The organism is Methylocystis sp. H62, assembly GCF_015709515.1.
Lineage (GTDB): Bacteria > Pseudomonadota > Alphaproteobacteria > Rhizobiales > Beijerinckiaceae > Methylocystis.
In genome coordinates this window covers 340,413-354,144 of record NZ_JADNQZ010000059.1, presented here as the reverse complement: position 1 = coordinate 354,144, position 13,732 = coordinate 340,413, and the positions used below count along the sequence as shown (strand labels likewise).

The 13,732-nt window shown below is 63.4% G+C and carries 13 protein-coding genes; 6 read left to right on the top strand and 7 right to left on the bottom strand.

All coding sequences use genetic code 11. The features are described from left to right. Nucleotides 1–111 precede the first annotated feature (111 nt). From IYY11_RS21035 to IYY11_RS23890, 3 genes are read left to right on the top strand one after another with little or no spacing between them, the layout of a single operon-like run. Entirely contained in the window at nucleotides 112–789 is a 678-nt protein-coding gene (locus IYY11_RS21035) for a response regulator transcription factor (protein ID WP_196405668.1), read from the top strand. After that, nucleotides 786–2,207 carry a HAMP domain-containing sensor histidine kinase gene (locus IYY11_RS21030; RefSeq protein ID WP_196405667.1) on the top strand — a complete coding sequence of 474 codons (1,422 nt, stop codon included), beginning with the start codon at nucleotides 786–788 and terminating at the stop codon, nucleotides 2,205–2,207. Before IYY11_RS21035 ends, IYY11_RS21030 begins: the two co-directional genes overlap by 4 nt. Beyond that, a complete protein-coding gene (locus IYY11_RS23890) occupies nucleotides 2,110–2,373 on the top strand; it encodes an ATP-binding protein (RefSeq protein ID WP_409455273.1) in 264 nt (87 codons plus the stop codon). Before IYY11_RS21030 ends, IYY11_RS23890 begins: the two co-directional genes overlap by 98 nt. A gap of 93 nt (nucleotides 2,374–2,466) precedes the next feature. Here the strand turns inward: IYY11_RS23890 and IYY11_RS21025 are convergent, their stop codons facing one another. From IYY11_RS21025 to IYY11_RS21000, 6 genes are all read right to left on the bottom strand, one after another. Next, a complete protein-coding gene (locus tag IYY11_RS21025; protein ID WP_196405666.1) occupies nucleotides 2,467–3,462 on the bottom strand; it encodes a polysaccharide deacetylase family protein in 996 nt (331 codons plus the stop codon). Continuing rightward, nucleotides 3,459–4,571 (bottom strand): hypothetical protein, encoded by a 1,113-nt coding sequence (locus tag IYY11_RS21020; protein WP_196405665.1) that lies wholly within the window; start codon nucleotides 4,569–4,571, stop codon nucleotides 3,459–3,461. The genes IYY11_RS21025 and IYY11_RS21020 overlap by 4 nt, the downstream gene beginning before the upstream one ends. Before the next feature lie 122 nt (nucleotides 4,572–4,693). Beyond that, on the bottom strand, nucleotides 4,694–5,281 hold the full coding sequence (locus IYY11_RS21015) for an Isoquinoline 1-oxidoreductase subunit (protein WP_196405664.1): 588 nt from the start codon (nucleotides 5,279–5,281) through the stop codon (nucleotides 4,694–4,696). Nucleotides 5,282–5,327: 46 nt separating this feature from the next. After that, on the bottom strand, nucleotides 5,328–5,828 hold the full coding sequence (locus IYY11_RS21010) for a 2Fe-2S iron-sulfur cluster-binding protein (protein WP_210331494.1): 501 nt from the start codon (nucleotides 5,826–5,828) through the stop codon (nucleotides 5,328–5,330). A 49-nt stretch (nucleotides 5,829–5,877) separates the two neighbouring features. After that, nucleotides 5,878–8,703: a xanthine dehydrogenase family protein molybdopterin-binding subunit gene (locus tag IYY11_RS21005; RefSeq protein ID WP_196405662.1), complete on the bottom strand. Its 2,826-nt coding sequence runs from the start codon at nucleotides 8,701–8,703 to the stop codon at nucleotides 5,878–5,880. A 218-nt stretch (nucleotides 8,704–8,921) separates the two neighbouring features. Further along, nucleotides 8,922–10,157 carry a M48 family metallopeptidase gene (locus IYY11_RS21000; protein WP_196405661.1) on the bottom strand — a complete coding sequence of 412 codons (1,236 nt, stop codon included), beginning with the start codon at nucleotides 10,155–10,157 and terminating at the stop codon, nucleotides 8,922–8,924. A gap of 315 nt (nucleotides 10,158–10,472) precedes the next feature. On the opposite strand from IYY11_RS21000, the gene IYY11_RS20995 reads away from it, so the two are divergent. The 3 genes from IYY11_RS20995 (at nucleotide 10,473) to IYY11_RS20985 (ending at nucleotide 13,337) form a co-directional block, all read left to right on the top strand. Beyond that, on the top strand, nucleotides 10,473–10,874 hold the full coding sequence (locus IYY11_RS20995; RefSeq protein WP_196405660.1) for a DUF423 domain-containing protein: 402 nt from the start codon (nucleotides 10,473–10,475) through the stop codon (nucleotides 10,872–10,874). A gap of 104 nt (nucleotides 10,875–10,978) precedes the next feature. Further along, a complete protein-coding gene (locus tag IYY11_RS20990; RefSeq protein ID WP_018407617.1) occupies nucleotides 10,979–11,344 on the top strand; it encodes a response regulator in 366 nt (121 codons plus the stop codon). Between the two features lie 154 nt (nucleotides 11,345–11,498). Further along, nucleotides 11,499–13,337, top strand: coding sequence for an AsmA family protein (locus IYY11_RS20985; protein WP_246720143.1), 1,839 nt, complete (start codon nucleotides 11,499–11,501; stop codon nucleotides 13,335–13,337). A gap of 10 nt (nucleotides 13,338–13,347) precedes the next feature. Here the strand turns inward: IYY11_RS20985 and IYY11_RS20980 are convergent, their stop codons facing one another. Next, complete coding sequence (locus tag IYY11_RS20980; protein WP_196405659.1) at nucleotides 13,348–13,641, bottom strand: hypothetical protein; 294 nt, start codon at nucleotides 13,639–13,641, stop codon at nucleotides 13,348–13,350. Nucleotides 13,642–13,732: the final 91 nt, after the last annotated feature.

Below are 13,732 nucleotides of genomic sequence, written 5' to 3'. Positions count from 1 at the left end.
ACCCTCGCGCATTCGCTTGCGGCGGAGCGATTGATAAATGTCTCAACTTTCAAATTTGTCCCTGGCGTCCCATCGGACGCGGGCGGGTAGCGCGACGACTGGCCACGCTCGATGCGCATTCTGCTAGTCGAGGACGAGCCGGAGTTGGCGCGCGCGCTTAGCGTACGATTGGGACGGTCTGGATTTATTGCAGACCATGTCAGCGCGCTCGATGAAGCGCGTGCGGCCCTGACGTGCCACAAATACGCGCTCGCCCTCGTGGATCGGCGTCTGCCCGATGGGGACGGACTTGAGCTCCTTTCCGGGATGCGGGCGCTTCAGCCCGGAATCCGGATCTTGATTCTGACCGCATGTGAGTCGGTCGCCGATCGCATCTGCGGGCTTGACGCCGGCGCTGATGATTATCTGGCGAAGCCTTGCGATCTCGATGAACTGATGGCGCGAATCAGGGCGTGTCTCCGGCGTTCGGGCGGAGACGCGCCTCCCCCTGTCGCGCTTGGCCGCTTGTCGTTCGATCTGGCGTCCCATCAGGTGGTCGTCGGCGGCCGGCCCATCGTGCTCCACCGGCGAGAGCTCGCGCTGCTTGAAGCGCTTATCCGAAACGCCGGCCGCGTCGTATTGCGCGACAAGCTTCTCGAAGAGATTTACGGATTCGATGACGACGTTGACGGCAATGCGCTAAACATTCTGGTTTCGAGATTGCGCAGGCGCCTGCATGATCTCGACGCCGGCGTCGAGATCCATGCAGCGCGCGGAATTGGCTACATGCTCGCGCGAGAGCCGTCATGAACAAGCGCCAATCTTTATCAGCTCGGGTGATCGTCTATCTCGCGCTCGCACAATTCGCCGCGCTGTTTTTCCTGATCCCAATCACCGACTTCTTCGTCTCCATATCGGGCGTCAGCCCGAACTGGGAAATCGCGCCAGACGATTGGGGCGAATATCGTATTCATTCGCTTGTCGTCGACTCATTGATGCAGGCTCCCGAAGGGACCGTGGTTCTGGAGCCGACAGCCGCTTTGCGCGCCTATAACGACGCCAATCCGCAGGTTCGCTATGCCGCATTTGATCAACGAAGCGGTCAGGCCCTGCGTGGCTCATCGCCGGAACTCGTCGCAGCGCTCGGCGGTTTCAATCAAATAGAGGCCTCGGCGATAAAGTTTCGGATTCCGGGTAATGAGACAAGCCAAGCGCGCGGCTATTTGCGGCAGGCGCAGACCGCGTTCGGGCCGTACGCAATAGCGGCCTATGGATATAGATTTGCGTGGAGCGATCTCGTTGCAGTCGCCGGACTGTTCTTGACGCTGCATACCGCTATCGTCACTGCCCCCGCGATGTTGGGGGCGCTTGCCATTGCATGGTTCGTCGTTCAGCGCGGGCTTGCGCCGCTGCGCGCCGCCGCGGCTGACATCGCCGCCATCGACATGAACACTTTGCACCAGCGCGTCGCGGCCAACGACGCGCCGAAGGAGGTCGTCCCCTTCATCGACGCGGTCAACGCCGCGCTGGCGCGTCTCGACGCCGGAGTCGCCGCGCAACGCCGCTTTACCGCCAACGCGGCCCATGAGTTGCGCACGCCCATCGCAATTATGCGCGCCCATGCAGATAATCCCGACGACGTTGCGTTTCGTCGCAATATCCGGCGCGACATTCGGCGCATTCAGACGATCGTAGAACAGCTGTTGGCGACGGCGCGATTTTCGGTTCGCAAGGAATGCGAACAAGACCGCATTGATCTGGGAACGACCGTTCTGCATCTCGTCGCCGATTATGCGCCGCTGATGATCGAAAACAAAAAGCGGATCGCGTTCGAAGAGCCCGAATCGCCGACCGAAGTAAGGTGCGCGCGATGGGCGCTTGAATGCGTCGTCGCCAATCTTCTCGACAACGCGCTTCGAGCCGAGCCGGAGGGCGACGTCGTCCGGGTTCGCGTCCTTTCAGGGGCGGCGATCGAAGTAATCGATCATGGCCCGGGCGTCGCGCCTTCGGATCGCGAAAAGATATTCGAACCTTTTTGGCGCCGAGACAGGGAAGGCGTTGGCGTCGGCCTCGGACTGTCGATTTCGAAGCGACTCGTCGAGCGGATGGGAGGATCGATCCTCGTCAAGGATACGCCGGGCGGCGGCGCGACATTCAGGATCGAGCTGGAAGAATTCGGGTCGGGCGGCTGTCGAGCTGACCGACGTCGACGCTCAATCGCGCACTGACGCAGGACTCGGTAATCTGCTCCAGGCGACTTGGCGCAAGAACGAGGCGGAGCCTGGAACAGGACTTGGGCTCGCGATCGCGAAGGAGATTATGGACGCCCTGGGGGGCTCTATTGGAGTGCAGGAAACGCTCGGAGGCGGCGCGACATTCACATCTTTGTCCTGACCGGCGCGCCAAACGGCGTTGGCCTGTTCCAGGCGATCCGTCGGGATCAAGCGCGCGAATACCGGTGAAAGTCGTCGGAATCGACGGCTTCGCTCATCTCAGGCCAGCCGCCTTCAAAAGGGCGTCGGCGTCCGCCAGCCATACAGCGTCGTCTTCCTTGAGGCGCAAAAGAACGCGCCGCAGCGCGAGGGCGCCGTCCGGCGTGCCGACGACAAAGGGATGTATGCCGATGACCACGGTCGTGGCGCCTCGCGCCGGATCTGCGCGCGCCTCGATGGTCAGTTCCGAGACATAGTCCAACCAGAGCGTCTCGATCTCTCTCGTCGTTTTCATCCGAGCGAGATATTGGCCCATGTCGACGGTTACGGCCGGATAGGGCAGCAGAATGAGCGAGCCTTCCGGCGTCTTCAAACGTGAAATGACATCCGAATCCATCTGGTCGAGCGTATAGGCGACGCCTTCGGCGGCCAACGCACGCATCGTGTCGCGATTGGCGTAGACGCTCGGACTCGACCAGCCCGTCGGCCTGACGCCCGTGGCTTCGGCGATGAGATCCAATGTTCGGCGAATGTAGGCCTTCTGCGCGGCGATCCCGCTCCGAAGCGGCAACATGCGGCTTGTGTTGTTCATGCCGTGCGCGACGATCGGCGCGTTCGGCAGCATCGAACGGAACTCCTTCCAGACCGATGGATGCTTGCCGAAAAACTCCGCGTTCACCACGATGGTGAGCGGCACATTCAGTTCTTGAAATAGCCGGCCGACGCGGACAACGCCCCAGTCGATCGCATATTGACGGAACGCTTCGTTCACGAGGTCAGGATTGCGCGAGGCAAGATCTGGACGGAAGATCGGACCTTGGCCGAAGCCGAACTCCTCCACGAAAAACGCGAAGCTGACCGCGACCTTTTTGCCGGCCGGCCAGGCGGCGGTGTGGATCGCTTCGCGCTCGAAACCCGTGACGCGATCAATGCGATCTTGCGCGTGAGTCTCAAGCGGAAGCAGAACGCCAAGAACGAGCGCAACTCCGACGATAAAACGAGATTCAGGAGCCTTTCGCGCCGTGATCCTGGCTACAGGATTCAACTTCACGGAAGGTCGCTCAAGCTCTTCGCGCCGGGCCCCGGCGTGATCAACGTCGGCCATTGATGCGAGCCGAACGGCACTTGCGGCGGCAGGACCACATTCATCTTGCGCTTCGCGTCTTCATCGATGATCGCTTGCCGTGCGTCACCGCCCATCAATTCAAAATCCATGAGATGGGAGTCGCCAAAGAAGGCGGCGCCCACCGATCGGTCGGCGATGATGCGCGTCAGCGATTCCAGCATATCGTCGGGCGTCGTAGTGAATGAGATTGTCTCGATCAGCATCAGGCGATCATTGATGGCCTCAGGTCCGAAGAACTGCGCCAGCACGCTGAACAGGACATTGTTCTGGCGGGCGACGTAGATCGTATTGCTGGCCGCATAGGTTTTGTCCCAGTCGGCGCCAAGCATCTCTTTCCAACCGCCGAGGACATCCATCCAATGGGCGACCTGAGTTTGCGCCGCCCAAGCGATATTTTTCTTCAGCAGCGGCGACTGCGTCTTGGCGAATTTCTGCAGGCCTTCCGCTGAGATCGCATTATTTTTCAGGCACTCGTCCATGAACGCGATATTGTTTCGCAGAATGCTTCGATTGTTTGTTCGCCAGTCTTTTTGCATGCCGCTCGCATCAAGCGTGTCGAGCGCGGATTGCATGCGGCTCCGATACGCCGCCAACGCGCCGCGCCATGTCGTGTCCTTGGGACTGTTCAGATACGGAACGACGACTTCGGCCAACGCCATCGTGCTGTGGCCAACCGATTTCAGCAACTGATAGACGATCGGCGCCTGCGGCGCCTCAATCGGCGCCATGCCGGGACGATAAAGGATAAATCGCCCGCCGGCGCCGGAAAACAGTCCCAGAATAATCGGATGCTTCGCGAGGATGTTTTTCTTGAAGATCTGTGCGGCGTCGCCATACAGCTGGAACATCGACGTATTCAGCTGCAGCAGGTTTTTGTTGGCGATGTCGGCGGGGCTGGCCGTCTCGGCGCCGACAAGTCCTGTGAAGTAGCTTGGCGACTCCGTCGCGAACGCGGGCGAAACCGATAATCCAAAGACGACAACCGACGACAGCAGCTTGCGGAGACCGCTCGTCGTGAGCGTGGTGGGCATCATGAGACTCTCCAGTGAGATGAGGACAGCAAAGGCGCGGCGTGGACGGCCAATTGTCTCGACGATAGATGCGGGGGCGTCGTGCGATCGCCGCCGGAAGCCGCGCGGGGTTCGCTTATCCTCCGCTAATTCGGGCATACCGCCCCGGTGTTGATCCATGCTTCGACGAGCGCCCCCGCCTCCTTCTGCGTTCCCGGCGCGGGTTGACGGCCAAATCCGGGCGACCACGCCCAGCCGACGAGCGTGTCGCCGCCAATGTGGCGTGCAAGCGCGTCCAGCGAACGGCCGCCGTTGCGCGACTGATCTTTGATCTGCGCACAGATATCACCGAGCGTTTTGCCTTCCCAGCCCATCGCACGCGGCGCGAGACGCCATTCGTGGTGACCGGGAACGCGGCCGGGGTCGAAATTGGCGTCCTGATGGCAGATCGGACAGCGCATCGCCGTGAGGCCTCGGCCATCCGGCCCGCGCTCGACCGGCGGCTGGTGACTCCGGCCCAGTTCACCCTGATGCGGGCGATCGCCGGCGGGATGGCAATTGACGCAGCGTGGACTGGTCAGGACTTTGCCGAGTTCGGCAAACAAGGCCGCGGACCGCGCCGCGGCGTCGCTAATGGCGGCAAAACTTTCTGGAGTCGCGAGCGTCGCCGATTGGCAGTCGGACGTCACGCATGTCGTTAGCCCCACGACCCCTGCGAGAACCGCAAATTTCATCCTCGGTCCCCCTCCTGCGCCGCGCTCCTGCGGAACGCCGTTTTCACTACGTCAGATATCGTCCCGGATCGGCGAGAATGACGTCGCGCACAGCCTCGTGATATTTGAAGTAGCCCGTGCAACGGCACAGATGTCCGTCAAACGCATCAACGATTGTTTTCTCGAGATCGGCGCGCGCCACCGGCGTCTTCGCCAGACGCTCCAGCAGAACCTGTCCCTCGTTCAAGAAGCCGGCTGTGCAATAGCCGCATTGGAACGCGAAATGCTCGATGAACGATCTTTGCAGCGCAGTGAGTTCGCCGTTCTTCGCATGGCCTTCCACGGTCCGAATGGATTTCCCGTTGAAGCTCGCCGCCGGAACGATGCAGGTTGGACTGGTGTGGCTCGTCCCGTCCGGATCGTCGATGATCACTGCGCAACTGAGGCACTGCCCGGCGCCGCAGCCAAATTTGGTGCCGGTAAGTCCGAGGCGCTCGCGCAGAAAATCATTCATGGTCAGCTCGTCGCGCACCTTCACCGGGCCATATGCGCGGCCATTGATCCTCATGCGCACGGTCGTCACGTGAGCGCTCCCTTGATCCTCATGCGCACAGTCGTCACGTGAGCGCTCCCTTGAGCACGTGTTGAGTCACCGGCAGGGCATGGAAGCGACGCCCCGTCGCGTCGAAGATCGCGTTTAACAACGCTGGAACGATGGGAATCATAACGACCTCAGCCATGCCCTTTGGCGGATCGTTCGGCAGCGGGGGCAACACGTCGATCTCGAGCCCCTGCCGAGGCAGGTCCGACCCGCGCGCGATCAAATATTGTCCGAGATTCCATTGGCCATTGCCGGGTCCGTCTTCATAAAGCGGCAGCGATTCGAGGAGCGCGTAGCCGACGCCCATCGCGAAACCGCCCTGCGCCTGGCCAAGCACGATTTCAGGCGTCAGCGCGCGACCACATTCGAGGACGGTATATGCCCTGTCGATGCGCAAGGCGCCGGTGTCTCGCTCGATCTCGACACGGACCAGCGCGCCGCATAGCGATGTGTAGGAGGTCCCGATCCGGTTGAACACGGTGGGCGGATATTTGACATCGGCGCGATCCAACCGAACGAATTTTCCAGAACTCTTTCGCACGGCCAGCGCATCGATCTCCGCCGTCCACGGTTGTCCGCCGATCGCAAACGTCGCTTTCGACCACGACCAGCGAGAGAAGCTGTGCGCCATCGCCCCTGTCACGCCTTTGCGCGCATGGGCCCTTGCGGCGATCTCCGACAGCGGCAAAGGTCTCAACTCCGGCATCGTGAGCCGCCCCTGCTCCCAACGCGCCGCGTCCCATTTCGCGGCTCTCGGATCGGTTGGCGCGAGTCCCCATAGTTCGAGCGCCGCGGGCCACAGCCCGAACCGGAAGATGACGCGGGCGGCTTCCGACGCCGAATGAGTTCCGACGTGCGCGCCAATCGAGGAACTCGTTGGCGAACTGATCGCCGGAACCCAGCGCGGATCGCGTTGCGCGGCGTCCTGCGTCGCCTGGTCCATCGTGTAAGAATCGCCGGAGGTGACGAGCCCGAGCGCGCCGAAGCGGTCGACTTCCGCGACGGCGACTTCGTCGGCCACGGCGCCGAGATGGGCCGCGACCCGGTTCGCAAGCGCCGTCCCTATGCCGTTCCCCATCTCGACGTGATCGCAATGGATGGAGATCCGACCCTTTGGATCGACCTCAACTGACGACAAAGAAGTGTCGGCTCCACTGCCGTAATCCTTGGTGACGCAAGCCACTCCCGTGCCGACAACGCTTCCCGGGCGCCGTCCGCGCGCTTTCTCTTCGGCGCGCTGTCGCCAGATCGCATGCTTTTCCAGTCTGTCGAGGATCTCGGGCGTGCGAACCACGACGTCATAGGTGTTTCCCGCCATCGTCCTACCGCCGGTCTTCAGCGCGTTGCGTCGGCGAAATTCGATCGGATCAATCGCCAGCGCCGACGCCGCCTCATCAATCAACACTTCCAGCGCCGTCATCGTCTGCAGCGTGCCATAGCCGCGCATCGACCCTGCCGTCACGCCGCGTGAATGCAGCGCGACGGTAGTGACGTCGACTTTTGGAACATCGTAGATGCCGATCGCGGCATTGGCGGAAACCGCCGCCACGCTCGCCGAATAATTGGCGAGGCCGCCGCCATTCAGCACATGGTCAGCGGCGAAGGCGGAGATTTTGCCTGTCGCTCGATCGACGCCGATGCGTGTGCGCATCTTGAACGCATGCCGCTTAATTCCCCCCTGGAACTGCTGATAACGATCTTGGGAGAGCCGCACGGGGCGACCGGGAAGGAACATCGCGGCCAGCGCGACGTAAAGCGGGAATGGCGTGTGGTCGCGTCCCCCAAATCCGCCGCCCATATAAGCGAAATGCGCGTTGATATGCGCCGGCTTGAAGTTGGCGCGGGCGTTGCCCAGCAGGGTTGCGACTGAGGTTGCGGCGTCGTACGGCGACTGCACGCCGAGCACGAGCTCCAGGTTCTTGCGATCGGCGTCATACCAGGCAAGACCGCATTCGGGCTCGAGAAACATTGGATCAACGGACTGGGTCTCAAATTCGCGATCAAGAACGAGAAGGCTTGGATTGTCGGCCTCAAGTTCAGCGCGGATCTGTTCGCCGTAGCTCGCCGCATTGGCGTAGGCGGCCCCTGTCGGCACGGGGAGCCGCGCCCATATTGGGCCGCCCCCGTCTTGAAAGAACCCTGGACTGACCCAGCCATCCTTGACCGGCGAGTACACGTCGGGCGCGTCTGGCGTCGCGCCGGCGACGCGCGTGAATCGAAACGCGCCGTAGTCGCGCTCGACGACGGGGCCAGTTTCCGCGCCGAATTTCAGGAGCGTTTCGTTGCGTAAGGCAAGCCGCGCCTGATCGAAATTGTCGAAGCTTTCATAGATCAACAGAGCCGCCGGCTGACCAAGATACAAGGGCGTCTTGCCGACGGGGCAGAACAGGTCGCCGGAATAAAATTTTGGAACGCGAGCGCCGATGCGCGCGAGATCAGCTGCGGTGACGACCACGGAAGGCTTTAACGCGCCGCTCAAGCGCGCGAGATCAACGCCCTCGTAGATATGCGTGGCGTTCGCCGTCCGGATGAGCATGGCGTGCGCGGTATGCGTCGGCCATCCCGGGAGATCCGCGGCGCGGAAATCGGACGCGTACAGCTTCGCCCCTGTGACTTTGGCCACCCCATCAATCCGGCCCATGCCTGTGGCGGCCGGGTTCCAACGCTGCCTTCCAGGCAGCGTCTCGCGTGCGGCGAATCCAGGTTCATTCGCGAGGGCGAGACGCGACAGGCTGAGCGCAATGCCGCTCGCGGTGACCAGTTTGGCGAACTCGCGTCGAGAAGCCTTCACGCTCCGACCTCTTGGTTCCACCTCGGCGACCGCCAACGGCGATGCTTTCATTGGCACGGGCATAGATCGCCAGCAAGCTCGGCTCTCCGCGCCCTGGTCTTTACAGGCGCCATTCTCCCGCAGATCATCCGACCAAATGGACGATGCAGTCGCCGTAAGCGCTTCGCGCGATGGGTTCGCACGATTGCGACGGCGCTATCGCCGTCGTCGATCGCACTGAAGGGATCGCGCGCCTGCGAAGAAACCGCGGTTGACGCGCCTCGCGCCCGCTACGCCGCGGCGCGCAGTTGCGCGACCCGCACCGGCACGGGCGGATGCGAGAAATAGAAGGTGGCGTAGAGCGGGTCGGGCGTCAGCGTTGCGAGGTTGTCGCGCGTCAGCCGGGTCAAAGCCGAGATCATCGGCTCCTTGCCGACGATCTCGCGGGCGAAGGCGTCGGCTTCGAACTCCGCCCGGCGCGACCGCCACGCAAGCAAGGGCGACAGGACATGCGAGATCGGCTCTCGGGCAAGCAGCAGCGCGACGAGCACCACGCCAGGGTCGTTCGGCAGGCCGAACCAGCCGGCGAAGACATCCGAGCCGAAGGCCCACCACAGCGCCGCGAAACCGACGAAGGCGATCGCGGCCGCCAGCGCCAGCATCTGCCGCACATGGCCGAATTTGAAATGGCCGAGTTCATGCGCGAGAATCGATTCGATCTCGTCCGGCGAATGTTTCTCGAGCAGCGTGTCGAAAAAGACGATGCGCTTGGCCTTGCCGAAGCCGCTGAAATAAGCGTTGCCATGCGTGGAGCGCGTCGAGGCGTCCATCACATAGAGGCCTTTCGACTCGAAGCCGCATCTGGCGAGCAGCGACTCCATGCGCCGCTTCATGGCGCCGTCTTCAAGCGGCGAAAATTTGTTAAACAGCGGCGCGATGACGGTCGGATAGATCACTGTCATCGCAATCGCGATGGCGATGAAAACGACATAAGCGATGAGCCACCATGTGTCGGGGGCGGCGCCCAGAAGCCAGAACATGCCGAAGAGCAAGGGCGTCGAAATCGCGAGTTCCAGCGCGCCGGACTTTGCTTGGTCGACGAGAAACTTTTGCGGCGTCAGCCGATTGAATCCGAACCTGTCTTCGAGCCAGAAGGCGCGCGCTGCGGCGAAGGGCATGTCGATCAAACTGCCGATCACGCCGAAGACGAGAACGAACAGAACGCTGCGAACCAGGCCAGGTTCGACGAAGGCGGCGATCGCCGCGTAAAGCGGCGCGAGCCCCAGCGCCAGCCACGCGATAGACATCGCGGCGTCGAAAATCGTTTCGGCGACGGAAAATTTTGTTTTTGCGATCGTATATTCGGCGGCGCGGCGATGCTCGTCGAGCGTGACTTCCTGCGCGAAATCGGCCGGCACCCGATCGGCATGGGCCTCGACCGTCGCCGTCTGCCGCATGCGCAGATACACGCCGAGGGCGGCCGAGGCGGCGATCGCCAGACAAATCACGACGCCCATTGCGCTCATTCTTCTCTCCCGCAAACTTTCATGCGCCAATATAGGAAAGCGCGCCCGGCTTTGCGAGAGCGCCGCCTTATGTCGCCGCTGATCTCGACTTTGGTGCAGACGACATCTTTCTCTTGGCCGTTGCAGTAAAACCAAAGCCTGGACACAGTTATCTCAATCGCCTGCAACACGACGGTTGCAGGGGGTCGATCCGCGATGAAGAACGCTGTCGATTCTGCTCGAAGTCTATAATTTGGCGACGCCTGCGACTCTCCTTAAGCTGCGACTCTCCTTAAGCTGAGAACGCCATCTAGCTGCGCGAAACGGAGTTTGCCATTGAGACTGTCGTTCGCCATCGCCACGATCGCCGCTCTTCAAGGAGCGGCCGGCGTGTCTCTCGCCGCCGCCGCGGCCCATGCCGACGCGAGTCCTTTTCTCGCGACCGCCAGCCAATTTCTAATGATCCACGCCGCCGCCGGCGTCGGCCTCGCGGCGCTTATCCGCACGACGCCGCGACCAAAAGCGAATTGGCTCGCCGCGATCGCGCTGGCGCTCCAGGCGGGGGGCACGCTGTTCGCGAGCGACCTGGCGGCGCGGGTCTTCTTATCGGGAAGACTGTTTCCTCTCGCCGCGCCGATCGGCGGCGGGCTGACGATCCTGAGTTGGTGCGCTCTCGCCGTCTGGGCGGCATTCGCCATGTTCGCAGCAAATTCGCTGCAAAAGCCGCCCGAAAGCTAGACAACTGTGGCATTCCGCCCCACCATTTACTCATGTCGGTTTCAAGCTCCGGCCTTTCTTCCTCGGCCGCTCAGAGAGATGACTCCCAGCGCACGAGCGATCCTTTGCTCGGGCGACGGCTGCTGATTGTCGAAGACGATCCCTATATCGCGCTGGCGCTCGAAGAGACGCTCGCGGAATTCGGCTTAGTTATCGCGGGGATGGCGCGCAGCGTCGACGAAGCGGTGCGGCTGTCCCGCGAGGATGGCGTCGATCTGGCCTTGCTCGACGTCAATATCGGCCACGAAAGGATTGATCCGGTCGCCGACGCGCTCGCCGCCCGCGGCTGCCCCTTCATTTTCACGACGGGATGCGGGCGCGCAGGGTTGCCCGAGGCGCATCTTGAGCACGCCATGGTCGAAAAACCGTTTTACGTCGAGGAGATCCTGACCGCGCTCCGCAGCGAACTGTCGCGCGCGGAAGCGCGCTAGGCTCGGCCTTTCGCCACTATATCGCCGCCCTTGGCCGCGACAAGCAACGTCCGAAGACTTTGCTTCAGGAGCACGGCTGCTGCCCTCCGCCATAACCGACAAGCCTTCCGCATCGTTGAAAGCGCGCCGCCCTTCGGGCGCGGCGCTTCGGCTATTGGCGACGGCCTTGGCGGCGGGGGCAACCCTGGCGGCGACCGCCGCCGTCGTCGCGCCGTGGCTGTTCTCGCCCGGCGCGCTCATGGACGCCGTCGCCGACCAGCTCCAAGGCTCTTCGGGGCTTTATGTCGCCGCGCGCGGCCGGACGAGCTTCTCGCTCTTTCCGCGTCCGAGCATCGCCGTCGAAGGCGTCGCCTTCGCCGACCGGAACGGCGCGCTGCTTATCGAGTCGAGCGAACTTCGCGGCGACGTCGACGTTCTGCCGCTGATCGCAGGGCGCCTCAAGGTCGCGTCGGTGAAGCTCGTCCGGGCGCGCGCCCGCATCGATCTTGACAAAAAGCCGGCCGGCGTGGCCGGCGCAGCCGCCCGAGCGGCCGCTGCAAAGCCGGCGACGCTGGAAGCTGCGGCGGCCGATAATGTGCGGTTTGGCGTGGTGTCGATCGTCGACGGCGACGCACGGATCACCTACCGCAGCCGCGTCTACGCGCTGGAGCGAATCAACGCGAATTTTGAATGGCGCCGCATCGGCGAGGCGGCGGCTCTGACGGGCGCGTTCGATTTGAACGGCGAACGGCTCGAGGCGATCTTCTGGGTCGCGCGTCCGGGAGCGCTGTTGCGTGGTGAACCGTCCGTCGTGACCGGCCGGCTTGACGGCGAGAGCCTTCGGGCTGAGGCGCAAGGCGTGGGACAACTTGGCGCCAACGCCCGCTTCGAGGGGCGCGCGGCGGCCAGCGCGCCTTCGGCGCAGCAGGCGCTGCGGCTCTTCGGCGTCGCCGCGCCACTGCCCGGCCCCTTCACTGACGCGCAATTCTCCGCGCAGGCGACGCTCGCGCCCGGAGAGGCGCATTTCAAGGGCGCACGTCTATTTGTCGACGGAAACGAATTTCGCGGCGATATCGACCTTCAGAAGGAGGATGGCCGCCCGACGCTGACGGCTGCGCTCCAGAGCGAGTTCCTCTCCCTGCGGCCGTTTCTCGCCGACGCGCCGCCGCTTGTCGCCGCGAACGGACAGTGGAGCAAGCAGCCGTTCGATCTCCCGGACCTCTCCGGCGCCGACGTCGATCTGCATCTCGCCGTCGGCCACGCCAGACTTGGCCGGCTGAAGGTCGAAGACGCCGCCATCGAAGTCACGTTGCGCGACGGCGCCGCCGAGTTCGCGATAACGCAGGCGCACGCCTATCGCGGCGGAGTGAAGTTTCGGGCCTCGATCGCGCCTTCGCCCGACGGGCTGGCGCTGCGGGCCAATGCGCAAATGACGGCGGTCGAAGCGGGCCCGCTGCTCTGGGACGCTTATGGAAAACCTGTTCTGGCGGGAGCGCTTAACGCGACTCTCGCGGTCGACGGCGTCGGCGACCGGATGGCGACGCTGATGCAAAGCCTGAACGGGCGCGCCAGCGTCGCTCTTGTCGACGGGGAGATTTCCGGCGTCGACCTCGAGAAAGCGCTGCGCCGACTGGAGACGCGGCCTCTATCGAGCGCCATCGACATCCGCTCGGGCCGCTCGACGCTCGACGCCGCCAGCGCCACTGTAAAGATAGAGAACGGCGTCGCCGACATCGCCAAGGGCGTCGCGCGCGGTCCTGGGTTTACGCTTGCCTTCGGCGGCTCGGCGCGCCTGCCGGAGCGTAGCCTCGCGGTCAGGGCCGTTGCGCGCGAAGCTGACAGCGCCGGTCAGACCGCCGATTCAGCGCCAAGCATCGCCCTCGAACTCGCCGGCCCCTGGGATGAATTGGCGTTGGGGCTGGACGCGCAAGCCTTCATCCGCCGCTCCGACGCGGCCGCGCCGCTGCTGCCGCGCATGGACCCGCCGCCCCCGGACGGACCGGCGGCGCGATGACGCGAGAAGGTTAGACGTCCTCCAACTGCGTCTCGTGCAGCAGCCTTGTCAGTTCGTCAGGGATATCGAGGTAGCGGAAGCGTCGAAGCTCAAAACCAACCTCCACGACGCCCCAGGGCGGCGCATAGGTCCGCCAGGGCGAAACTTCCCCCAGAATGACGACGTGACCGCCATCGATGCCGCGGGCGATCCGCGCGACCGTGTAAATCCCGCCACGGGCCAAGCCCTCGCAACGGCCATAGGGGCCCGCAGTCGCGTCTACGCAAACTACCTCGGCGCCAGGAGGCGTTTCAGGACTAATCATTTGGCGACCTCGTTCTGCGGCGCGATGAACGCGCGCTCCTAAATTAATTATGGAGCGCGCGTCGGCGGGCAAAAGAGCCGACGCGCCGCAG

Excerpts from the sequence above, each read along its gene's own strand:
- IYY11_RS21035 (WP_196405668.1), top strand. The coding sequence starts at position 112 with ATGCGCATTCTGCTAGTCGAGGACGAGCCGGAGTTGGCGCGCGCGCTT.
- IYY11_RS21030 (WP_196405667.1), top strand. The coding sequence starts at position 786 with ATGAACAAGCGCCAATCTTTATCAGCTCGGGTGATCGTCTATCTCGCG.
- IYY11_RS21020 (WP_196405665.1), bottom strand. The coding sequence starts at position 4,571 with ATGATGCCCACCACGCTCACGACGAGCGGTCTCCGCAAGCTGCTGTCG.
- IYY11_RS21015 (WP_196405664.1), bottom strand. The coding sequence starts at position 5,281 with ATGAAATTTGCGGTTCTCGCAGGGGTCGTGGGGCTAACGACATGCGTG.
- IYY11_RS21010 (WP_210331494.1), bottom strand. The coding sequence starts at position 5,828 with ATGAGGATCAATGGCCGCGCATATGGCCCGGTGAAGGTGCGCGACGAG.
- IYY11_RS21005 (WP_196405662.1), bottom strand. The coding sequence starts at position 8,703 with ATGAAAGCATCGCCGTTGGCGGTCGCCGAGGTGGAACCAAGAGGTCGG.
- IYY11_RS21000 (WP_196405661.1), bottom strand. The coding sequence starts at position 10,157 with ATGAGCGCAATGGGCGTCGTGATTTGTCTGGCGATCGCCGCCTCGGCC.
- IYY11_RS20980 (WP_196405659.1), bottom strand. The coding sequence starts at position 13,641 with ATGATTAGTCCTGAAACGCCTCCTGGCGCCGAGGTAGTTTGCGTAGAC.